The following is a 21444-nucleotide window of genomic DNA, read 5'->3' as shown; positions in this document are numbered from 1 at the left end:
AGAGGTGACGCCGCTGGTAACGTCCGTGCGGTGACGTGGGGGAATACGCACCTTGGCCGGCGGATCGGTGCGGTGCGGATCGGTGCGGTGCTGACAGCGGTGTGTGCGGCGGCCCTGGTGAGCGCACCCGGGGCCGCCGTTGCCGTTCCGCCGGTGACCACACCGATCACAGATCAATGCCCGCATCGACAGGCCCCGCCGCCACCGGTCGACACCTCCGAGGTCGTCGCCCCCGGATCCACCACGCCCACTGCACTCCCGATCCCCACGCCGACCGTCGGAGGCGAGCGCCTGTCGGCATGCGGGGTGATCGCCGATCCCGGTGCCGGTCCGATTCCCGAACGCCTCACCTCGGCGGCCTGGCTGGTGGCCGACATGGACACCGGCGCGATCATCGCCGCCAAGGACCCCCACGGGCGTTACCGCCCGGCGTCGACGATCAAGGTGCTGCTGGCCCTGACCGTCCTCGATGCCGGCCTCAACCTCGACAAGACAGTCGTCCCGACCGCCGAGGACTGGAGTCAGGAGGGCGACTCCTGCGGCATGGGACCGGGCGGGCACTACACCGTGCGCGACATGCTCAGTGGGCTGCTGATCGTCTCGGGCAACGACTGCGCGCATGCGCTCGCGCGCGAACTGGGCGGGGTGGCGAGCACACTCACCAAGATGAATTCGCTTGCCGCGGACCTGCACGCGCTCGACACCCGGGCGGCCACGCCGTCGGGCCTCGATGCCGCCGGCATGTCCACCTCGCCCTACGACCTGGCCCTGATCTTCCGTGCCGCGATGAACAACTCGACATTCCGCGACATCATCTCCACACCCACCTACCACTTCCCCGGATACCCACCCCGCTCGGACGTAACCAGCGACACACCGCACCCCGGATACGAGATGCAGACCTCGGATCAGCTACTGCTGCAAGGCTATCCAGGAATGCTCGGCGGCAAGACCGGATACACCGACGACGCGCTCAAGACCTTCGTGGGAGCCGCCCGCCACGGCGACAAGACCATCCTGATCGTGCAGATGTACGGACTCTCGACAGCCGACGACAACTACTGGACCCAAGCACAGTCGTTGCTGGAGTACGGATTCCACGCACCGGCTGACATTCGGGTGGGTGAGCTCATCGCGGGCCCGAACACATCGGCACCGGCGGCGACCACCGCATCATCGGGGTCATCGGCGGAGACGACGCAGGCGGGCGCCGCTCGCCCGGCGAACACCGTCGACCACTCGACCGCCACCCGTGTTCTCGTCGGGCTGGTCGTCGCACTCGTCGTCGTGATCTTGCTGGCCGCGGCCACGCGCATCACCGGGCGGCGCCGCCGCTGACCCGTCCGTGGCCCCGAGACGGGTCGGTCAGTCGCCGCGGACGCGCCGGAGCGCCATGCCCACCGCTGCTCCCACGGCAGCGGCACCGGCGAGTGCACCGACCTTCGGCATCGGAGAGACCTCCACGGTCGGACGCATCACCACCGGTCGCTGCTGGGTCTCATCGATCTCGTCGTCGACCTGGAAACCCTCGTTGAGCGGATCGGTGGCGCACCACGCGGTGGCGTACAGGATGATCCGCGACGCGAGATAGGCGAAGACCATGATGCCCAGAATCGGCCCGAACGCCGCTCCGGCCGGGCTGCCGAGCACCGACTTGAGGTAGAGCCCGCCCAGGTTCTTGATGATCTCGAACGCGATCGCGGTGATCAGTCCGGCGCTAAGGCAGTTGCGGAAAGGCAACGGCACCAGGGGAAGACGAGCCAGCACGAGGGTGAAGAGCATCCAGCTGGCGAAGACCGAGATCGCAATCGCCACCACCCGCAGGAGCACCGGGGCCCATGCGGTGTGGTCAACGCCGACCCACTCGAGGACCTTTCTGACGATGCCACCACCGTTGGCCAGCGTCGTCAGTGCCACGGTCGCGGCGAAGGCCAGCCCGAGCACCACGAAGGTGAGCAGATCGGTCACCTTCGAGACGAGAGCATTGCGGGACAGTCGGCCCCCGAACATCTCCGTCATCCCGGCGCGCACACCGGCGATCCAGCCGACACCGGTCAGCGCGGCACCGACGAGACCGATGATGCCGACGGTGGCGCGTGAGGAGATCGCCGAGTCGATGACCGTGCCGATCTGATCCCCCATGCCGCCGGGCAATTGCTTGACCACGGCGTCCTTGAGTTGTTCGATCAGGTCGGGATTGCTCGCCAGGACGAATGCCGCAACGGCGAACGCAACCATCAGGATCGGGACGAGGGCGAGGATTCCGTTGAAGCTGATGCTCGCGGCATGCACGTTGCCGCGCCGGTTGGTGTAACGCTCCTGGGTGCGCAGAGTGTGATCGAGCCAGGGCCATCGTGCTCGAGCGTCAGCGAACCACTCCTTCGCACGCGCGAGCAGATTCTTGAACCACGCGATCACCGAACCCATCGTCGCCTCACCTCCCTGTCGGCGAAGCGCGCGGGCCCCGCGTGGGTACGCCTGCAGACGCTCCGCGTCGGTACCCGCTGACCCGGATCAACCGGGCACGGGCCTCATGCCCCTACCGTAGGTGCCAGGAACCCGACTTTGTCGTATACCGACTTCAGCGTGGCGGATGCGATGTCGCGGGCCCGGGCCGCACCCGAGGCCAGGATGGCGTCGAGTTCGGTGGGGTCATCGAGGTATTCGGAGACGCGGCCACGTAGGGGTGTCACGAACTCGGTGAGGACCTCGGCGGTGTCGACCTTGAGGTCGCCGTATCCCTTGCCCTCGTACTTGGCGACGAGATCGTCGATGCCCACCCCGGACAGCGCCGACTGGATCGTCAGCAGGTTGCTCACACCCGGCTTGTCGGCGGGATCGAAGGAGATCTGCGAGCCGGTGTCGGTGACCGCGGAGCGGATCTTCTTGGCCGAGCGCTTCGGGTCGTCGAGCAGATTGATCAGACCCTTGTCGGTCTCGGCGGACTTGCTCATCTTGGCCGTCGGGTTCTGCAGGTCGTAGATCTTCGCGAACTCGGCGACGATATGCGCGCGTGGCACCCGAAGGACGTCGCCGAAGCGTTTGTTGAAGCGCTGCGCGAGGTCTCGGGTCAGCTCGAGGTGCTGACGCTGGTCCTCACCGACCGGGACGAGGTCGACATCGAATGCGAGGATGTCCGCGGCCATCAGGATCGGATAGGTGAACAGCCCCACCCCGGCGGCGTCGGCGCCCTGCTTGGCGCTCTTGTCCTTGAACTGCGTCATCCGGTTGGCCTCGCCGAATCCGGTGATGCACTGCAGGACCCAGGTCAGTTGCGCGATCTCGGGGACGTGGGACTGGACGTAGACCGTCGCCCGGTTCGGGTCGACGCCGACGGCGAGCAACTGCGCCACCGACAGCCGCGTGCGGTGCGCCAGCGTCGACGGATCGAATTCGGCGGTGAGGGCGTGCATGTCGGGAATGAAGTAGAACGCGTCGAAGTCGTCCTGCAGGGCCACCCACTGACGCACGGCACCGAGGTAGTTGCCCAGGTGAAAGGAATCGCTGGTGGGCTGGATGCCCGACAGCACCCGCTGACGCGGCGCGGACACCGACCCGGAGACGTCATTCATGGGTCGATTCTTTCAGACGGGTCGAGCGGTTTACCGCGGGAGCCCGACGGTGGGATCGGACGCCGCGGATCACTCGTAGGCCACGGTGACCGGGGCGTGATCGGACCATCGGCGATCGTAGGAGTCGGCGCGATCGACGAAGGCCTTCACCGCCCGTCGGCTCAAAGACCGGTTGGCGAGCTGGTAGTCGATGCGCCAACCGGAGTCGTTGTCGAATGCCTTACCGCGCCACGACCACCAGCTGTAGGGACCGTCGATGGCCGGGTGCAATTCACGCACGACATCGGTCCAGCCCGACTCGAGCCGCGCGCCCACCCATTCCCGCTCGTGCGGCAGGAAGCCGGGATTCTTCAGATTGCCCTTCCAGTTCTTGATGTCGAGTTCGGCGGGCGCGATGTTCCAATCCCCGCCCACGACAACGTGCCGACGGCGCCGTGCCGCTCCGGTGAGGTACTCACCGAACTCGTCGAGAAAGCGCTCCTTCTCGGCGAACTTGGCGGCCTCCTTCTCGGTGGCCGACGGTGTCGGCGCGGCCGCCCCCTTCGGCAGATACAGGCTGGCCGCGGTCAGCGCCCCGAGATCGGGGACGTCGAAGTCGGCCTCGAGATAGCGCCCGGTCGCGTCGAACTCCTCGCTGCCGAATCCGACGCGCACGGCCGTCGGGGCGGAGCGGCTCAGCACACCGACCCCGGCATGGCCCTTGACGACCGACTCGGTCATCGACAGGTGCCAGCCGGCGTCGAGCGCGGGACCCAGGGCAGCTTCGGTCTGCTCGGCGTCGGCCCTGATCTCCTGCATCAGGACGATGTCGGTGCCTGACGCTTCGAGCCAGCTCAAGAAGCCGGGATTGATCTCCGAACGCTGCTTGGTGGCGGCGCGGATGCCGTTGACGTTGATGGTGGTGATCGACGTGGTCACGGTGCCCCACCCTACGTGCGGCCACCGACACGTTATCTGGAGTGATTCCAAAGGTAAGGCAACCCTTGCGCCAAGCCGGCACTTTATGTAATCCTCACCTAACAGCCAGATGAGGTGAGGTCCATGTTCGTTTGTATCTGTCGCGCGGTGACCGAGGACGAGGTCCACGAGCACTGCACCGCGGGCGCTCGAACCGTCGACGCGATCAGCGACCGCTGCGGCGCCGGCGAAGGATGTGGCACCTGCCTCGAACGGCTTGCACAGATCGTGAGCGAAAGGACGTCCGTCACCACCGCAGCCTGACCCACCCGCGTTCGACCCCACGCGAATCGAGCGCGTGGGGCAATTGCCCGTGCTAACGTTCGAAGACACCAGTCCCTGGACCGAACGGAGTTGTGGCATGCGTGGAGATGACGAGGTCATCGCCCTGCTCAATGAGCAGCTGACCAGCGAATTGACGGCAATCAATCAGTACTTTCTGCACTCCAAGATGCAGGACAACTGGGGACTGACCGAGGTCGCCGCCAAGACGCGGGCCGAATCCATCGAGGAGATGACCCACGCGGAGATCCTCACCGACCGCATCCTGTTCCTCGAGGGTCTGCCCAACTATCAGCAGATCCTGCCGCTGCGTATCGGCCAGACACTGCGCGAGCAGTTCGAATGTGATCTGGCCGTCGAGATCGAGGTCGTCGAACGCCTCAAGCCGGGAATCGCGATGTGCCGCAGCAAGGGCGACATCACCTCGGCCAAGCTCTTCGAGGAGATCCTCAAGGACGAAGAGCACCACATCGATTACCTCGAGACCCAGCTCGAGCTGATGGATCGCCTCGGCGAGCAGCTCTATATGTCCAAGACGGTCGCCACGCCACCCGACGTGGGCTGATCGGGTCCTCGCGTCCGACGCGCCGCCGCCACGGCGACGCCCAGGACGACGATCCCCGCCACGGCCAGCACGGCCCCGAGCACCGAGGGTGCGCGATAGCCGTGTCCCGCCGCGATCACGATGCCGCCGAGCCATGCGCCGGCGGCATTGGCGATATTGAGGGCCGAATGGTTCAGTGCCGCCGCCAACGTCTGGGCGTCCTCGGCGACATCCATCAATCGGGTCTGCAGTGCGGGCACCATCGAGGTGCCGGCGACACCGACCAAGAAGGTCAATGCCAGTGCAGCCCAAATGATCTGAACGAAGAGGGCAAAGCAGAGCAAGACCGCGGCGAGTCCGACGAGTCCCACCAGGATCGAGCGCGACACGCTGCGGTCGGCGGCGATCCCCCCGACGATGTTGCCGACGACCATGCCCAGTCCGAACAGCATCAACGCGAGCGGGACCAGACCCACCGGCAGGCCACCGAGAGTGGTCAACGTGGTGTTCAGATAGGTGTAGAACGCGAACATCCCACCGAAGCCCACAATGCCGATGAACAGCGTGAACCACACCTGCGAGCGGCGCAGGGCACCGAGTTCGGTGACCGGGTTGGTGACGCGCATGTCACGCAACGACGGAAGGCTGCGGATCAGGGCGGCCACGGTCGCCACACCGACGACGACGACCACCAGAAATGCACTGCGCCAACCGAAATGCTCACCCAGCCACGCGGCCATCGGAACGCCGGCGACATTGGCCACCGCCAGGCCGAGCATGACCTGCCCGATGGCCTTGGCGCGCCGGCCCGGGCCGGCAAGATGCGCTGCCACCAGAGCGGCGACCCCGAAATATGCGCCGTGCGGTAAACCTGCCACGAACCTCGCCGCGATGAGCAACCCGAAGGTCGGCGCGAGCACCGTCGCGACGTTGCCGACGGTGAAGGCGACCATCAGGCCGATCAGCAGTGTGCGCCGCGACATCCGGGCGGTGAGAGCGGCGATGAGCGGCGCACCGACCACGACGCCGAGCGCATACACCGAGATCACCGTCCCGGCGGTGGGCTCGCTGACATCGAGGGCTCCGGCGATGTTGGGCAGCAGACCCATCGCGACGAATTCGGTGGTCCCGATACCGAAACTGCCGAGGGCCAACGCGAGGATCGCCCAGCGCAACGATGACGGGCCACGAGAAACGATGTCGGACAACGTGATTTCGAGATCTTCGGACGCCTCCGACGGCGCCGTACCGGCGGCAGGCGTCGCGTCGGCGGTCACGGCGGAGGTGGGGTGGGCTGATCTCGACACGGGAGGCGCAACCACCACCCGTCCGGTGCGGATTCCCGTGTGGTCGGGTGAGTTCGTTCACACGGGTTCGTCGGACCGGAATCGAGACGTCCGTCACGGTGTGGCGGCAGCAGATTCCTTCGCCGACGAGGCGGACGGCACCGTTGTCTGATCCGGTGCGGAACCGCTCTCGGTCTCACCTGGCGACGGCGCGGAACTCTCCTGTGACGACGTTTCCGACTGCGACGACGTCGCGCCCGACTCGGTCGTCGAACTCGACTCCGGCGACGTGCTCGACGTAGGCGACACACTCGGCTCCGGCGACGTACTCGACATAGGCGCCACACTCGACTCGGGCGCCGGTGCCTGCGTTGCGCCCACAGCGCCCGCCTCCTCGCCCACAGCGCCCGCCCCACCACCGACAGCGCCCGCCTCCTCGCCCACAGCGCCCGCCCCACCACCGACAGCGCTCTGTCGGGACGCAAGCAGCGGCACCGCGACCTGTGTCGGGGTCGACAGCACCGTCGCACCCGCACCCGCACTCGTCGAACCCCTCGGCACCGTCGTGATGCCCTCGACGACGCGCGCCGCCCAGTACTTCACGAAATTGAGCGGCAATGCGACGATGCTCTTGCCGCTGGCCAGCAGTGCCTGCACTCCTTCTTCGAAGAGCTCACGGTTCCAGGTGAGCGCGCCGTTGATGGTGTTCTCGAAGGCGTAGAGATCCGGCAGGTACGCGCCGTAGCCCAGTTGTGGCAACGGCGGAAACCAGTCCATGACCCAGCGGATCGGTGGCTGGAAGTCGGCAAGGGTGATCCCGATGATGTCGGGTAGGCGGAACCGGTAGGCCACCAGGTCCGGGACCGACCAGTGCAGGCCCAGCGCGTCGACGAGGTTCTGGGCGAGGATGACCATCGATGAGGGCGAGGCGATCGTGCAGGTCTGCAGCGACCCGCTCTGCGTGCACGTCATCGGCTCGTTCGCGCCGTTCATGTACCAGGTCGTGCCGGTGCCCGGGAATTGATACATGTGAAACGGATACTGACCGTGCTTGACCCAATAGCCGAGGAGGGCGTCGAGGTCGCCGATGGGGTCATGGAACGGATCGGGGAGATCGCAGATCGGATCGCCCGCGATGCAGTAGGTGGTCACCGGCAGGCCCCCGTAGTCGGTGACCGCTCGGGTTCCGGACATGGTCAGACCGGGGATGATCCCGACCAGGGTCGCCTCGATCCCCTGTCCCCACAGCGTCGCCGACATCCGCGGATCGGAGTAGAGCTCTCCCGACACCGTGCGTGCACCGTCGGAATCGGTGGTGGAGATGACGTAGGTCGAGCCGTCGTCCATGGTCACCGACCGATTTGCCCCGATGTCGGTGAGCACGTCGCCGGCGATCCGCGCCCCCTGCGAGTAGCCGGCGATGACGATCTTCTTGTCGGCACCGCACTGCTGCTGGTACGCGGCGACGGCCTGCTCCAGATTGGCCGACCCTTCGGCCTCGCTGGCGTTGTATCCGACCGACCCGAGCGGCCAGATGGTCGCGGAGTAGGGCACCTGCTCGATCTCGTAGGCGCCCGCGCCGGAGTACGGACTGTCCGGCAGCTCCTCCCAGTGGGCGCCGTGCCCGGTGTAGCGCTGTTCGATCCCGACGAGATACGAACCGTCGGAATTCCACGTGCCGCCGACGATGAACACCCGACCGGGTTGACTGCACGCCGCCGCTGTTTCCGCCGACGCGACCCCGTGACCCCAGAATGCGGCCGCGATGAGCGCCACAGTCGCGGCCCCGACCACTCCGGTCGAGATGCTGCCGCGGAGCGAGGCGAAGGAAGGTGAGAGCCGCATCGGACACGTCCTTGGGCGAGGGAACCGTGATGGGGCAAGAGTAGGCAGACGGCGCGGCCGATTCCGGCCGATCCGTCGAGATCAGGACGCGATTGGTCCGTCCGGGCGACACCCGCCGCCACGCCCGAACCGACTCCGACCGTTTCTGTCCAGCACGCAAACCAGGCTGAGCAGGAGGGTTCTCAGCCGCCGACGACCGTGTTATATCCTTGTCGCCAGGTCATGAGTATCAGCGTCAAGCCCCGGCTCGCTGATCGGCAACCCTCCAACCGCGGTGGGGTGCTCCGGGTGATGACCGGGTTGTGGGATCGCGACGAGCATCCCCGGCAAGCGCGGGTCCGAAGGTCGGACCCCATCAGGGTCACCACACCCTGCCGACCGCAGAAAGTGATCTATTCTCATGTCTGACGTAGCCAACGACGGCACGGATGCCCAGAACCCAGCCGACGACTGGAGTTTCGAGACCAAGCAGATCCATGTGGGCCAGTCGGCCGACGCCGCCACGAACGCTCGTGCACTGCCGATCTACCAGACCACGTCGTACGTCTTCAACGACACCACCCACGCGGCCAACCTCTTCGGCCTCGCCGAGCCGGGCAACATCTACACCCGCATCATGAACCCCACCCAGGACGCCGTCGAGCAGCGTGTCGCCGCGCTCGAGGGCGGTGTGGCGGCACTGTTGGTCGCGTCCGGTCAGGCCGCCGAGACCTACGCCATCCTCAACATCGTGGAGAACGGCGGACACGTCGTGTCGAGCCCGCGTCTCTACGGCGGAACCTACAACCTCTTCCACTACACACTGCCCAAGCTCGGTATCGAGGTGAGCTTCGTCGAGGATCCCGAGGATCTCGATTCGTGGCAGGCCGCGGTCCGCGACAACACCCGGGCCTTCTACGGCGAGTCGATCTCCAACCCCAACAACGAGATCCTCGACATCGAGGGCATCTCCGAGGTCGCCCATCGCAACGGCGTGCCGCTGATCGTCGACAACACCGTCGCCACCCCGTACCTGCTGAACCCGCTGGCCCACGGCGCCGACATCGTCGTCCACTCGGCGACCAAGTACATCGGTGGGCACGGCACCGCGATCGGCGGCATCATCGTCGACGGCGGCACCTTCGACTGGCGGGTGCAGCGTGACGGCCAGGATCTGTTCCCCGGCTTCACCACCCCCGACCCCAGCTATCACGGTGCGGTGTTCGCCGACCTCGGTGCGCCGGCCTACGCGCTCAAGGCACGCGTGCAGTTGCTGCGTGACACCGGTGCGGCGATCTCGCCGTTCAACGCCTTCCTGCTCGCCCAGGGACTGGAAACCCTGAGCCTGCGCGTCGAGCGCCACGTCGCCAATGCGCAGCGGGTCGCGGCCCATCTCGCCGATCACGCTCAGGTCGAGTCGGTCGCCTACGCCGGTCTGCAGTCCTCGCCCTGGTACTCCCGTGGTCAGAAGCTCGCCCCCAAGGGGCAGGGCGCGATCATCGGCTTCGAGATCGCCGGTGGCGTCGACGCGGGGAAGCGCTTCGTCGAGGCGTTGACGCTGCACAGCCACGTCGCCAACATCGGTGACGTGCGGTCGCTGGTCATCCACCCCGCCTCGACCACCCACAGCCAGCTGACCCCCGAGGAGCAGCTCGCTGCCGGTGTGACCCCCGGCCTGGTGCGCCTGGCCGTCGGTATCGAGGGCATCGACGACATCATCGCCGACCTCGACCAGGGTTTCGCGGCGGCCAAGTAGTTCGAGGACAGGAGTACAACACCCGTGTCGGTGAGTATCGACCCCCAGGCGTCCACGACGCATCAGCCCGAGTGGGAACGAGTTCCCGACGGGCAGATGGTCCGAATGCGTTTGGGGTCGTTGTCTCTCGACAACGGGCAGCAACTCGACGACGTCACCCTGGCGTTCCAGCGCTGGGGGACGTTGTCGCCCGCACGTGACAACGTGATCCTCACGCTGCACGCCCTGACCGGCGACTCGCATGTGACCGGCGCGCCCACCGACGAGCATCCCTCGCCCGGGTGGTGGGACGGCCTGATCGGGCCGGGAGCTGCCATCGACACCGACGAATGGTGCGTCATCTCCGCCAACGTCCTCGGCGGCTGCCGTGGGTCGACGGGCCCGTCGTCGCCGGATTCGCAAGGGCGGCCCTGGGGTTCACGCTTCCCCGACATCACCGTGCTCGATCAGGTGCGCGCCGAGGCGGCCCTGCTCGATGCCCTGGGCATCCGGGGAATCGGCGCGGTACTCGGCGGCTCGATGGGCGGCGCGCGTGCGCTGGAGTGGGCGATCGAGTACCCCGATCGGGTCCGCAGCGCCCTGGTGCTGGCGGTCGGCGCCCGCGCGACCGCCGATCAGATCGGCACACAGACCACCCAGATCGCGGCGATCACCTCCGATCCCAACTGGCAGGGCGGGGACTACCACGGCACCGGGCGCTCCCCGATCGCCGGCCTCGGAATCGCCCGACGTATCGCCCACCTCACCTACCGATTCGAGGGTGAACTCGACGAGCGGTTCGCCAATGCGCCTCAGGCGCAAGAGAATCCGCTCCTCGGCGGCCGCTACGCGGTGCAGAGTTATCTCGAGCACCAGGCCGACAAACTGATCGAGCGCTTCGATCCGGGCAGCTATGTGGTGCTCTCCGACGTGCTGAACCACCATGACGTCGGCCGCAACCGGGGTGGTATCGCCGCCGCCCTCGCCTCGTGCACCGTTCCGACCATCGTCGCCGGCATCGATTCGGATCGCTTGTACCCGTTGCGGTTACAGGCAGAAATCGCCGAAGGTCTCGGCAACTGCGTCGGCGGGCTCCAGGTGGTCCGGTCCGACAAGGGCCACGACGGATTCCTCACCGAGTTCGATGCGATCGCCGATCTCCTCAAGCGCACCGTGGATCTCGCCCGCCGCTGACGGACCTCGCACCGATACACCACCCCGCCCACGCGCCCACAGGCGTCGTGGGCGGGCGTGTCTCAGCGGGCAGGTGTGGTGGTGGTCGTCTGCGCCGAATCCCCCGCATCCGGGGTCGGCGAGGTACTCGACGCCGACTGGGAGGGACGGATTCCCGGAGCCGTCGTCTGCGGCGCCACGATGCTGGGGATCAGGTCGGGTGGGATCAGACCGGACGGGATCGGAAGCGTCGGATACGGAGTCAGCGTGGGTCCGGACGGGGTCGTCGTCGACGGTGTGGTCGTCGCCGGCGGCGTGGTGGTGTTGGGCACCAGCGTCAGGGTGGTCGTCGACGTCGTGAGCGGGAGTTCGGTCGTCGCCCAACTCGGGAGTTGCTCATGCCCGGCGGGCTCGGTGGCCGACGGCGCCGCGACCGAGGTCATCACCGACGTCGTCTGGTGATGCGACGTCGTCGTGAATCCCGAGTCCCGAGTGGTGTCAATGGTGTGTGCGTCGGCCGTGCGCGTCGGAGAGGGCAGCGGGTCGGCGTCGTCGGTCACGGTGGCTCCGACGGCGACCGCCGCCATCACGATCGCGCCGATGATCCCGGCCACGATCGCCACCGGTACCGCCGACCAACTGCGCGCCCGGCGGCCACCGATGAAGGCCAGTCGGGAGGTGCCGGCCTTGCCGGCCAGCATTGCCGCACCGGTGGCCGCGGCCAGTTCCGGCGACCCCGGGGTGAGGAGGTCGAGTCCGGCGTCCGGCACGATCCGCCGGGTGACCGGCAGGTTGGCCAACCCGCCGACCAGCACCGCTGCGTCCGGAGCGTGACCACGCGACCGGAGGTCGGCGAGATAACGGGCGAACACCTCGCGCGCCTCGTCCACCATCGGATCGGCGACCTGCTCGACCGTCGCCGAGGTCAATGGCACCCCGGCCAACGCCGCCGGCGAGCCCTGCCCCACGGTGGACGCAGCCGGGGCGGACGAGGAATCGGCGACCTCTTCCTTCGCGGTGCGGCAGGCGCTGACCAACTGGGCACGCTGACGCTTGGTGCGGGCGCCGGCGTCGGCCCCGTCCACCTCGGCCGCGATGTGGTCGGCAAGCGCCTCGTCGATCCGACGGCCACTGAGCACCGTCGACCGTTCGATCGCCTCGACACGGCCGGCGGCGGGATCCACGGTGTAGAGCGACACGCCGGTGTCGCCGCAGTCGGCGACGACCACCGAGGAGAACCGACCGATCTGTCCGGTTCGGGTCAGGAATTCGGCGACCGCCTCTTCGTCGGAGCCCAGGTGGATCTGTCGGCGTGTCCCGGATCCGCCCGAGCGCAGGCGACGGCGTTGGGTTGCGGTCCGCGCCGCCACCCCGATCGGGCCGACGCGCAGGTCGGCGGCGCGGGCAGCGTCGAGCATCAGGTCGATGCCCGCGTTCACCCGTCCCACCGAGTCGAGCCCGTCGGTGGGATCGACGTCGAAGACGCGCGCTTCGAGCGCGGTGCGACCTGCCTCGTCGTGCGTGAGCAGGACGTAATGGATCATGCCCTCGCCGACGGAGACACCCAGCGACGTGGTGTCGCCCGGTCTTGCCTGGTCGTTGATCTCGAACGTCGAACTGATGTCAATCCCCACTTAGTGTTGCTAACAATCGCTCCGCTCAGCGGAGTTCGAGTGTCGGGTCGGTACCCCGAATGTCACGCTTTGGTCACCAGTGTAATCAATCTGTGCCCAACGGGTCGATCGACGTCGCCAGCCAGAGGATCAGCGCTCCGCTCGACGCCATCGCCGCAACATCGAAGAATTTGCCCCTGACCTGCAGCAAACCCGCTCGCGGGGTGGGGATCAGCGCGCGCAGGAGCGCGCCGAACAACAACGCCGCGCCGAAGACGAACGCTCCGCGACGCCAGCGATCGAACAACACGAGTGCCGCGGCGGCCACGACACCCAACAGCACCAGCAGGTAGGGAATCTGTACCGCGTAGGCGCGCACCCGTCGGACGTGGCGCAACCGCTCCACCCGTTGAGGGGCGCCGCCGGTCATCGCGAACGGGTCCCGACGGAGCCGTCCGCAGTGAGCGCCGCGAGCTGAGCCTCGGCGCGTTCGACGACGTTCACCAGCAAGAAGGCGCGCGTGAGTGGACCGACCCCGCCCGGGTTGGGCGAGACATGCCCGGCCACATCCCACACGTCGGGCGCGACATCGCCGCGCAGACCGTCCTCGGTCCGGCTGACACCGACGTCGATCACGGCGGCACCCGGCTTGACCATGTCGGCGGTCACCAGGTGCGGCACCCCTGCCGCCGCGATGACGATGTCAGCGCGGGCCACCTCGGCGGCGAGGTCGCGCGTACCGGTGTGGCACAGGGTCACGGTGGCGTTCTCACTGCGCCGCGTCAGCAGCAGACCGATGGGCCTGCCGATGGTGACGCCGCGGCCGATGACGGTGACCCGCGCGCCCGCGATGTCGATGCCGTAGCGCCGCAGCAGGTGGATGACCCCCCGCGGCGTACATGGCAGGGTCGATTCCTTGCCCAACACGAGTCGGCCGAGATTGATCGGATGAAGGCCGTCGGCGTCCTTGGCCGGATCGATACGCTCGAGCGCAGCATTCTCGTCGAGGTGTTTCGGCAAGGGGAGTTGGACGATGTATCCGGTGCAGGCGGGGTCGGCGTTGAGTTCGTCGATGGCCGCGTTGAGGTCCTCGGTCGTCGTATCGGCGGGCAGATCCTTGCGGATCGACGACACCCCGATCCGCGCACAATCGGCGTGCTTACCCTTGACATAGGACTGCGACCCGGGGTCGTCGCCGACCAGGATGGTGCCGAGTCCCGGGGTGATTCCCGCGCCGCGCAACTTCTCCACTCGTGCGGCGAGATCGGTGAAGATCTCATCGCGGGTGGCCTTGCCGTCCAGTCGTATCGCGCTCACGCCGACCATTGTTCCATTCCGTGCCACGCCGACTCGCCCGGCCGGGCCGGTAGCCTGCGCTCATGTCGCCCGCAGCACCCGATCCAGACCACGCTCACGCTGCCACTCCCGGCGCCATCACCGCTGCCGATGTGATGGCCGCTCGTGCACGACTCGCAGGCCGGCTGCGGCGGACTCCCCTGCTCGAGACCACGCTCGACACGGTCGGCGGGCCGGTCGATGTGGTGTTCAAACTCGAATACACCCAGCTCGGTGGCTGCTTCAAGGTGCGCGGCAGCCTCAACGCGGTGCTCGACGCCGACGCCCGCGATGCTCTGCCCGAGGCCGGGGTTCTCGTGGCCTCCGGCGGCAACGCCGCCCTGGGTGCGGCGTGGGCTGCCCGGCTCGTCGATGTTCCGGCAACCGTGGTGGTCCCCGAGACCGCACCGGCGGTCAAGGTCTCGGCGCTGCGTTCACTCGGGGCGACGGTGCGGCTCATCGGCACTCGGTATCAGGAGTCCGCCGACGCCGCCGCGGCGCAGGCCGCCGACTCCGGCGCACTGCTGTTGCACGCCTACGATCTGCCGACGATCGTGGCCGGCGCGGGCACCATCGGCCTCGAGGTGGCCGAGGACCTCCCGGGACGCAGGTTGCAGACCGTTGCCTGTGTCGGCGGCGGCGGCCTGCTCGCCGGGCTCGCCGCCACCCTGCGGCCCGGTGACCGGCTCATCGGGGCCGAACCGATCGGCGCCTCGTGTCTGCATCAGGCCCGAACGGCCGGAGAGCCTGTCACGGTCGAGTTGGACAGCATCGCAGCGGATTCGCTGGGTGCGAGTCGGGTCGGTGGCATCTGCTGGGCGACCATCGCCGACCGGGCCGTGGACTCCGTGATCGTCGACGACGCCGACCTCGTCGCGGCCCGCCGGATGATGTGGGACCGCTTCCGGATCGTCATCGAGCACGGCACGGCCACCGCCGTCGCCGCGGTCACCACCGGCGCCGTCGAACCAACGGCCGATTCCACGCTCTGCATCGTCCTGTGCGGGGCCAACACCCGGCTCGACGACCTGCACCCGGCACAATGACTGCCATGTTCCGGATCATGTTCTACCAACCGTGTATCCCGCCCAACACCGGCAACGCGATCCGGCTGTCCGCGAACACCGGATGCGAGCTGCATCTGATCGAGCCACTCGGGTTCTCGATGTCCGACGCCCAGGTCAAACGAGCCGGCTTGGACTACCACGAGATGGCCACGGTGACAGTGCATCCCAACCTGGTCACGGCCTGGACGACACTCAAGCCGCAGCGCGTGTTCGCGTTCACCGCACATGCGCAGCGTTATCACACCGACGTCGACTATCGTCCCGGCGACGTCCTGCTGTTCGGCCCCGAGCCGACGGGACTGCCCGAGGAGGTTCTCGGCGAGCCGGAGATCACCGACCGCGTCCGCATCCCGATGCTCGCCGGCCGGCGCTCGCACAATCTCGCGAACGCGGCGAGTATCGCGGTCTATGAGGCATGGCGGCAACAGGGATTCGACGGGGCGGAGTGAATCCTGCGAACGTTCCTCAGCGCAGCGCTTTGCGCGCCTCCGGCCAGAAGGCCATTCCGGCGACGGCCAATCCACCGGCGCCGATGATGGCGACGGCGGCGTCCACGCTGGTGCGGCCCTGCTTGGCCCAATAGACGTCCTCGAGATCGAGCAATAGGGCCAGTTCGTCGACGATGAGACCAACCCCGGTGCCGTAGGCGATGGCGGTCGCCGGGTGGCGACGGTGTCGTTCGGCTCCACGCACCGCGACGGCACCGATGGCTCCGAGTAACCCGATTCCGATGTTGTAGTGGTGAAAGTGGTGTCCACCCAGACTCATTCCACCGCCGGCGGGACCGTGACCGGCGCGAATCCAGTGTGTGATGCCGCGCGCGGTGACGAACGTCGTGGTGAAGGCCGCCCACGACAACACCGCGGATTGTTCGCCGGGCTCCAGCGACCCGCGCCACGCCCGTCGCAAGCGCACCCACGGCAGCCGGGCCGCGGACAGATCGGCGTCACCGGCCTGCCCGTACGCGTGCTGCGCCGGCCCACTCGGCACCGAGCCGGATTCTCCGGTATGGAGCAATTCTTCGGTTTGCGTAACCTGTTGCCGCACCGCAGATTCCGAGTGCGACGGGGAGCTGTCGGGTGACATGACCCGATGATGCCACTTCCCGCGGCTCGCGTGCGGAGACCCGAGAAACCCTTCTCAGGAGACCCGGAAGCGTTTGGTGCGTGAGGTCGCGCCGCCGATGAGGTTCACCCGAGACTTCGGCACACCCAGGTGGGCGGCGAGAAGTTCGGCGACCGCCTTGTTGGCCTTGCCCTCGGTGGCGGGCTCGCGCACGTAGATCGTGATCGAACCGTCCGGACCGGTCTGCACCAACGGACCCTTCCGACTGTTCGGCTTCACGGTCACCACCACCTGCTGTGGCATTCTCCACCCCTCGAATCGTCACGTCCCGCCGCGGCGCAGGCCCGGTGTCGATTGTGCCGTATGCCCGGTGTGGCCGCCCGAGGCGACCCACACGCACCGCTCACTGCCAGTCCCGCGATCGCGTCCCCACCCGAAGATCCATGCGCTGCAATCGGTCCGCGACCACGGTGACGGCCCCTTCGGCGTTCTGCACCTTGCCGCGCACCAGTAATGCCGACGCCGAGGTCGCCAGCTCGCGCTGGCGAATCCACAAGCCCACCGAGCAGACGACATTGACCATCCCGGTCTCGTCCTCGAGATTGATGAAGGTCACCCCGGAGGCAGTGGCCGGGCGCTGGCGATGGGTCACCGCCCCGCCCACCAGCACCCGCGACCCGTCGGGTACCGACAACAGCCCGTCGGCGGGGATCACGCCGAGTGCGTCGAGCCGCGGCCGCAGGTACTGGGTGGGGTACGCCGTCGGGGTCACCCCGGTCGCCCACGCATCGGTCGCGGCCAATTCGACGTCGGACAGGCCCGGCAGGGTCGGGGTCGCCGCCGCCTGATGCAGGTCGAGGTGTTCGGCCCGGGCGCTCGACGCGGCTCCGGCCTCCCACAGGGCCTGGCGTCGGCTCAGCCCGAAGCAGTCGAACGCGCCCGCACCGGCGAGTCCCTCGAGCTGACGGGTGCTCAACGCGGCACGCCGGGACAGGTCGGTGACCCCGGTGAAATCACCATCGGCGTTGCGGGCGAGCACGATACGCTCGGCCACCTCCTCGCCGACCCCGCGGACCGCAGCCAGACCGAGCCGCACCTCGAGCCCCGCGTTCTCCAACGTCGCCTCGGCGAGTGAGCGGTTGATGTCGGGCCGGTGTACCCGCACCCCGTGCCGCCGGGCGTCGGCGACCAGGGACTGCGGTGAGTAGAACCCCATCGGTTGTGCACGCAGCAACGCTGCGCAGAAGGCCGCCGGATGATGCAGCTTGAACCACGACGAATAGAACACCAGCGACGCGAAACTCTGCGAATGACTCTCGGGGAAACCGAAATTGGCGAAGGCCGCCATCTTCTCGTAGATGTGGTCGGCAGCCTGCCCGGTGATGCCGTGGGTGCTGCGCATGCCCTCGTAGAACCGTTGACGCAACCGTTGCATCTTCTCCGGCGAGCGCTTGGAGCCCATCGCCCGGCGCAGCTGATCGGCCTCGGAGGCGTCGAACCCCGCCACGTCCACCGCGAGTTGCATGAGTTGCTCCTGAAACAGCGGAACCCCCAGTGTGCGTTCGAGAGCCCCGAGCATCGACGGGTGTTCGACGGTGACCGGCTCGTCGCCGTTACGGCGGCGGATGTAGGGATGCACCGACCCGCCCTGAATCGGCCCGGGCCGGATCAGCGCCACCTCGACCACGAGATCGTAGAAACAGCGCGGTTTGAGACGGGGCAACGTGGCCATCTGAGCGCGCGACTCGACCTGGAACACCCCCACCGAGTCGGCGCGGCAGAGCATGTCGTAGACGGCTTCCTCGGTGAGATCGAGCTGCGCCAGATCGACGTGGATGCCCTTGTGCTCGCCAACCAGGTCGATCGCATAGTGCAGCGCCGAGAGCATACCCAGCCCCAGCAGATCGAATTTCACCAGACCGATTGCCGCACAGTCATCTTTGTCCCATTGCAGCACACTACGATCGGCCATCCGGGCCCACTCGGTGGGGCACACGTCGGCGATCGGCCGATCACAGATCACCATCCCGCCCGAGTGGATACCCAGATGCCTGGGCATACCGGCGATCTCACCCGCCAGACGCGTGACGTCGGCAGGCGCGTGGTCGGGCATCTTGGCCCACGCATCCTGTTGTCCCGGTGCATATCCCAGAGCACGGGCCATGTCACGGATCGAGGACTTGCCGCGATAGGTGATCACATTGGCCACCTGTGCGCTGTAGTCACGGCCGTACCGGCGATAGACGTACTGGATGGCCTCTTCCCGACGGTCGGACTCGATGTCGACGTCGATGTCGGGCGGGCCGTCACGCTCGGGAGCGAGGAACCGTTCGAACAACAACTCGTTGGCGACCGGGTCGACGTTGGTGATACCCAACGCATAACAGACCGCGGAGTTCGCGGCACTGCCGCGGCCCTGGCATAGGATGTCGGTGCTCTTGCAGAAATCGACGATGTCGGCGACGACCAGGAAATAGCCGGGGAACGTGAGCGTTTCGATGATCGCGAGTTCGTGTTCGATCTGCCGGTAGGCCTGTGGATGTTGGGCGGGCGTGCCGTATCGGCCGAGTGCCCGGGTCATCGTGAGGTGACGCAGCCAGGTGGCCTCGGTGTGACCGTCGGGCACGTCAAAGGGTGGCAATTGCGGTGCGATCAAACCCAATTCGAAGGCACAGTCACCGGCGATGTGCACCGCGTTGTCGATGGCCTCCGGATGCGCGGACAGCAATCGCGCCATCTCGTCACCGCTGCGCAGATGCGCACCGCCGACCCCGGGCATCCACCCGGCGATGGTGTCGATGTCGGTGCGGGCGCGAACCGCGGCCATCGCCATCGCCAGACGTCGCTGGGGCGGACCGGCGAAATGCGCACCGGTGGTGGCCACCGTCGGCAACGCGAACAGACGGGCCAGAGAGGACAATACGGCGTTGCGTTCGTCGTCGTCGGGCTGGCCGGTGGCGGTGAGTTCGACGGCCACACCGTCGCGGCCGTAACGGTCGACGAGATCGCCGAGCGCTTTCTGCGCAGCCGTGCGTCCGCCCCGCTCGAGGGCTCGGCGCACCGACCCCTTGCGGCAGCCGGTGAGCACGAGCCAATGACCGCCATGGTCGGTCAGGCGGTCGGGGTCGTAGCGCAGCAGACCCTTCTCGCCGCCGGTCATGTGCGCGTCGGCGATCAGCCGCGAGAGCCTGCGATAGCCCTCTCCGTCTCGGGCCAGGACGAGCAGGTGCTCGCCCGGCGGGTCGTTGACACCGGTCCGCGCCACATCGGGCTGCAGGGACAGCTCGGCGCCGAAGACCGTCGGCATCCCGAATTCCCTTGCGGCCTCGGCAAATCGGACAACTCCGTAGAAACCGTCGTGATCGGTGATCGACAATGCCTTCAGATCGAGGCGCTGCGCCTCGGCGACCATCTCCTCGGGCATCGACGCCCCGTCGAGAAAGCTGTAGGCACTGTGCGCGTGCAGTTCGGCGTAGGGCACACCCGAGGGTTCCTGATCGATCTCGGGCGCGACATAGGGTCCGCGTTTACGCGACCATGCCGGGGAGTCACCGCCGTCACCGGGGCCGAAGAACTCACCGGGCCGCTCACCGGCTCGCGAGCGGCCGGAGAGCACTCGCTCCATCTCCGACCAGGTCGGCGGTCCATGATTCCAACCCACTCATCGAGTATAGAACATGCGTTCGATTTACGTGGTTGGTGCTGCCTAGACACCTCAGCTCTTCGGCGAGACGGGCCAGTCGTCGGGGTAGCGGTCGGCGACCTCGTCGCGCATCCGTCGCAGCCCCTTGCGAGCCCGGGCGGTGAGCCGATCGCCGAACACCATTCCGGCCAGATGATCAGTCTCGTGTTGCAGACACCGGCCCAACAGCCCGCCGGCGGTGATCGTCACCGGCTCGCCGAACTGGTCCTCACCGTGGCAGGTGGCGACAGACGGACGCGGCAAGGTGGCGTACGCGCCCGGATACGACAGGCACCCCTCGTCGTAGTCGACGAGGCGGCGGTCGCGCCCCTCGGGCAGTTCGAGGCGGGGATTGCAGACAACCCCGGTCCGTCGCGTTCCGGTCTCGTCGCCGCAGTCGTAGATGAAGACCGCGAGGTCCACCCCGATCTGGGCCGCGGCCAGGCCCGCCCCGGACGCCGCGGTGTTGGTGGCGAACATGTCGGCCAGCAGCGTCTGCAATTCCGGGCCGAAGTCGGTCACCGGGCGCGCCGCGCGATGCAACACCGGATCGCCCCAGGCGACGATGGTGCGCACGGTTCCGATCTTCAGCAATTCATCGACGGGCATGCACACAGTTTCCTCCGCTGATGAGCGTGCCGTCACCCGGGTTCGTCGCACACCGTCGACAGCGCCCTTCTCCACGCCGACAGCGCTCTGGACAACGCCGACAGCGCTCTCCAGACTCGCGACAGCGCTTTACCGAGCGCTCTCGAGGCGTGGGCGAGCGCCGTCGACGCAGACGACTATTGCCCTGTGGGCGTGAAGAAGATCAGTCGATTGCCGAAGGGATCGGGCACTCGGACCTCGTCCTGCCCCGGCTCGTGGACGAGTCCGATCCGCAACGGGTAGATCGTGCTGTCATGCAGCCGACGCTGCAGAGCAGCGGCGTCACGCACGCGGATGCGCACCGCACATCCGGGTGTGGCATCGCCATGATGCTCGGACAGATGCAGCACGCACCCGTGCCGGGACACCTGGCGATAAAGGGGCATTCCCGGCTCGAAGCGATGCTCCCAGTCCACACCGAACCCGAGGAAGTCGAGGTAGAAGCGGTCGGCCTCGTCACCGGGAAATGTGCGCACAATCGGAACCGTGATGGGATCGGAGAAACTCTCCGACGCTGCCGCACACGTGTTCCAGTCGCGGAAACCCAACTGTGCCGCGACGATTTCGAGCGCGCGCGAATGAGTGATCGTCACGTCCGATTCTGCGAGGCGTGCCCGCAACGTGACGGCCATGGCCTTGGGGCTGAGGTGGTTATCCATGA

The 21444-nt window shown here is 67.5% G+C and carries 20 protein-coding genes and 1 riboswitch; of the genes, 7 read left to right on the top strand and 13 right to left on the bottom strand.

The genetic code is table 11. The annotated features are described in order from the left end of the window. The first annotated feature begins 30 nt into the window (after positions 1-30). Entirely contained in the window at positions 31-1338 is a 1308-nt protein-coding gene (locus tag J6U32_RS11985) for a D-alanyl-D-alanine carboxypeptidase family protein (RefSeq protein ID WP_208795637.1), read from the top strand. A 27-nt stretch (positions 1339-1365) separates the two neighbouring features. Here the strand turns inward: J6U32_RS11985 and J6U32_RS11980 are convergent, their stop codons facing one another. The 3 genes from J6U32_RS11980 to J6U32_RS11970 all read right to left on the bottom strand — a co-directional run bounded on the left by J6U32_RS11980 (position 1366) and on the right by J6U32_RS11970 (position 4490). Beyond that, complete coding sequence (locus J6U32_RS11980; RefSeq protein WP_208795636.1) at positions 1366-2427, bottom strand: YhjD/YihY/BrkB family envelope integrity protein; 1062 nt, start codon at positions 2425-2427, stop codon at positions 1366-1368. Between the two features lie 104 nt (positions 2428-2531). Next, positions 2532-3572 carry a tryptophan--tRNA ligase gene (gene trpS, locus J6U32_RS11975; RefSeq protein WP_208795635.1) on the bottom strand — a complete coding sequence of 347 codons (1041 nt, stop codon included), beginning with the start codon at positions 3570-3572 and terminating at the stop codon, positions 2532-2534. 69 nt (positions 3573-3641) lie between these two features. After that, positions 3642-4490 (bottom strand): exodeoxyribonuclease III, encoded by an 849-nt coding sequence (locus J6U32_RS11970; protein WP_208795634.1) that lies wholly within the window; start codon positions 4488-4490, stop codon positions 3642-3644. Positions 4491-4613: 123 nt separating this feature from the next. On the opposite strand from J6U32_RS11970, the gene J6U32_RS11965 reads away from it, so the two are divergent. Beyond that, positions 4614-4793: a (2Fe-2S)-binding protein gene (locus tag J6U32_RS11965; protein ID WP_208795633.1), complete on the top strand. Its 180-nt coding sequence runs from the start codon at positions 4614-4616 to the stop codon at positions 4791-4793. Positions 4794-4890: 97 nt separating this feature from the next. Beyond that, the gene (bfr, locus tag J6U32_RS11960) at positions 4891-5376 is read left to right on the top strand and encodes a bacterioferritin (protein WP_208795632.1); all 486 of its coding nucleotides are present in this window, start codon (positions 4891-4893) and stop codon (positions 5374-5376) included. Here bfr and J6U32_RS11955 read toward each other — a convergent pair. Next, positions 5334-6662 carry an MFS transporter gene (locus tag J6U32_RS11955; RefSeq protein WP_425324126.1) on the bottom strand — a complete coding sequence of 443 codons (1329 nt, stop codon included), beginning with the start codon at positions 6660-6662 and terminating at the stop codon, positions 5334-5336. The genes bfr and J6U32_RS11955 overlap by 43 nt on opposite strands. Before the next feature lie 93 nt (positions 6663-6755). Next, complete coding sequence (locus tag J6U32_RS11950; protein WP_208795631.1) at positions 6756-8486, bottom strand: cutinase family protein; 1731 nt, start codon at positions 8484-8486, stop codon at positions 6756-6758. 218 nt (positions 8487-8704) lie between these two features. Continuing rightward, a riboswitch (SAM riboswitch) is annotated at positions 8705-8825 on the top strand. Between the two features lie 61 nt (positions 8826-8886). Here J6U32_RS11950 and J6U32_RS11945 point away from each other — a divergent pair. Beyond that, positions 8887-10221: a bifunctional o-acetylhomoserine/o-acetylserine sulfhydrylase gene (locus J6U32_RS11945; protein WP_208795630.1), complete on the top strand. Its 1335-nt coding sequence runs from the start codon at positions 8887-8889 to the stop codon at positions 10219-10221. A gap of 24 nt (positions 10222-10245) precedes the next feature. Next, positions 10246-11394: a homoserine O-acetyltransferase MetX gene (gene metX / locus J6U32_RS11940; protein ID WP_208795629.1), complete on the top strand. Its 1149-nt coding sequence runs from the start codon at positions 10246-10248 to the stop codon at positions 11392-11394. A gap of 62 nt (positions 11395-11456) precedes the next feature. Here the strand turns inward: metX and J6U32_RS11935 are convergent, their stop codons facing one another. The 3 genes from J6U32_RS11935 to J6U32_RS11925 form a co-directional block, all read right to left on the bottom strand. Beyond that, positions 11457-13007, bottom strand: a complete 1551-nt coding sequence (locus tag J6U32_RS11935; protein WP_208795628.1) for an Hsp70 family protein — start codon at positions 13005-13007, stop codon at positions 11457-11459. Positions 13008-13092: 85 nt separating this feature from the next. After that, positions 13093-13416, bottom strand: a complete 324-nt coding sequence (locus tag J6U32_RS11930) for a DUF3017 domain-containing protein (protein WP_208795627.1) — start codon at positions 13414-13416, stop codon at positions 13093-13095. Continuing rightward, complete coding sequence (locus J6U32_RS11925; protein WP_208795626.1) at positions 13413-14303, bottom strand: bifunctional methylenetetrahydrofolate dehydrogenase/methenyltetrahydrofolate cyclohydrolase; 891 nt, start codon at positions 14301-14303, stop codon at positions 13413-13415. Before J6U32_RS11925 ends, J6U32_RS11930 begins: the two co-directional genes overlap by 4 nt. A gap of 62 nt (positions 14304-14365) precedes the next feature. Here J6U32_RS11925 and J6U32_RS11920 point away from each other — a divergent pair, with 62 nt between their 5' ends. Next, complete coding sequence (locus J6U32_RS11920; RefSeq protein ID WP_208795625.1) at positions 14366-15367, top strand: serine/threonine dehydratase; 1002 nt, start codon at positions 14366-14368, stop codon at positions 15365-15367. A 5-nt stretch (positions 15368-15372) separates the two neighbouring features. Beyond that, the gene (locus J6U32_RS11915) at positions 15373-15837 is read left to right on the top strand and encodes a tRNA (cytidine(34)-2'-O)-methyltransferase (RefSeq protein ID WP_208795624.1); all 465 of its coding nucleotides are present in this window, start codon (positions 15373-15375) and stop codon (positions 15835-15837) included. Positions 15838-15853: 16 nt separating this feature from the next. On the opposite strand, the gene J6U32_RS11910 is transcribed toward J6U32_RS11915, so the two are convergent. The 5 genes from J6U32_RS11910 to J6U32_RS11890 form a co-directional block, all read right to left on the bottom strand. Then, positions 15854-16303 carry a hypothetical protein gene (locus tag J6U32_RS11910; protein ID WP_014359506.1) on the bottom strand — a complete coding sequence of 150 codons (450 nt, stop codon included), beginning with the start codon at positions 16301-16303 and terminating at the stop codon, positions 15854-15856. A gap of 225 nt (positions 16304-16528) precedes the next feature. Then, positions 16529-16756, bottom strand: coding sequence for a DUF167 domain-containing protein (locus tag J6U32_RS11905; RefSeq protein WP_208795623.1), 228 nt, complete (start codon positions 16754-16756; stop codon positions 16529-16531). Between the two features lie 100 nt (positions 16757-16856). Beyond that, entirely contained in the window at positions 16857-20114 is a 3258-nt protein-coding gene (locus J6U32_RS11900; RefSeq protein WP_208795622.1) for an error-prone DNA polymerase, read from the bottom strand. Positions 20115-20168: 54 nt separating this feature from the next. Continuing rightward, entirely contained in the window at positions 20169-20744 is a 576-nt protein-coding gene (gene def, locus J6U32_RS11895) for a peptide deformylase (protein ID WP_208795621.1), read from the bottom strand. Between the two features lie 176 nt (positions 20745-20920). Further along, positions 20921-21442, bottom strand: a complete 522-nt coding sequence (locus J6U32_RS11890; RefSeq protein ID WP_208795620.1) for a glyoxalase superfamily protein — start codon at positions 21440-21442, stop codon at positions 20921-20923. Positions 21443-21444: the final 2 nt, after the last annotated feature.

The sequence above is a fragment of the Gordonia polyisoprenivorans genome (assembly GCF_017654315.1).
Lineage (GTDB): Bacteria > Actinomycetota > Actinomycetes > Mycobacteriales > Mycobacteriaceae > Gordonia > Gordonia polyisoprenivorans_A.
The sequence above is the reverse complement of the archived record's forward strand: the minus strand, read 5'-3'. Positions and strand labels throughout refer to the sequence as shown.

Coding starts and splice junctions, on each gene's coding strand:
- J6U32_RS11980 (WP_208795636.1), bottom strand. CDS start 2,427: ATGGGTTCGGTGATCGCGTGGTTCAAGAATCTGCTCGCGCGTGCGAAG.
- trpS (WP_208795635.1), bottom strand. CDS start 3,572: ATGAATGACGTCTCCGGGTCGGTGTCCGCGCCGCGTCAGCGGGTGCTG.
- J6U32_RS11965 (WP_208795633.1), top strand. CDS start 4,614: ATGTTCGTTTGTATCTGTCGCGCGGTGACCGAGGACGAGGTCCACGAG.
- bfr (WP_208795632.1), top strand. CDS start 4,891: ATGCGTGGAGATGACGAGGTCATCGCCCTGCTCAATGAGCAGCTGACC.
- J6U32_RS11950 (WP_208795631.1), bottom strand. CDS start 8,486: ATGCGGCTCTCACCTTCCTTCGCCTCGCTCCGCGGCAGCATCTCGACC.
- J6U32_RS11945 (WP_208795630.1), top strand. CDS start 8,887: ATGTCTGACGTAGCCAACGACGGCACGGATGCCCAGAACCCAGCCGAC.
- J6U32_RS11930 (WP_208795627.1), bottom strand. CDS start 13,416: ATGACCGGCGGCGCCCCTCAACGGGTGGAGCGGTTGCGCCACGTCCGA.
- J6U32_RS11920 (WP_208795625.1), top strand. CDS start 14,366: ATGTCGCCCGCAGCACCCGATCCAGACCACGCTCACGCTGCCACTCCC.
- J6U32_RS11915 (WP_208795624.1), top strand. CDS start 15,373: ATGTTCCGGATCATGTTCTACCAACCGTGTATCCCGCCCAACACCGGC.
- J6U32_RS11905 (WP_208795623.1), bottom strand. CDS start 16,756: ATGCCACAGCAGGTGGTGGTGACCGTGAAGCCGAACAGTCGGAAGGGT.
- def (WP_208795621.1), bottom strand. CDS start 20,744: ATGCCCGTCGATGAATTGCTGAAGATCGGAACCGTGCGCACCATCGTC.
- J6U32_RS11890 (WP_208795620.1), bottom strand. CDS start 21,442: ATGGATAACCACCTCAGCCCCAAGGCCATGGCCGTCACGTTGCGGGCA.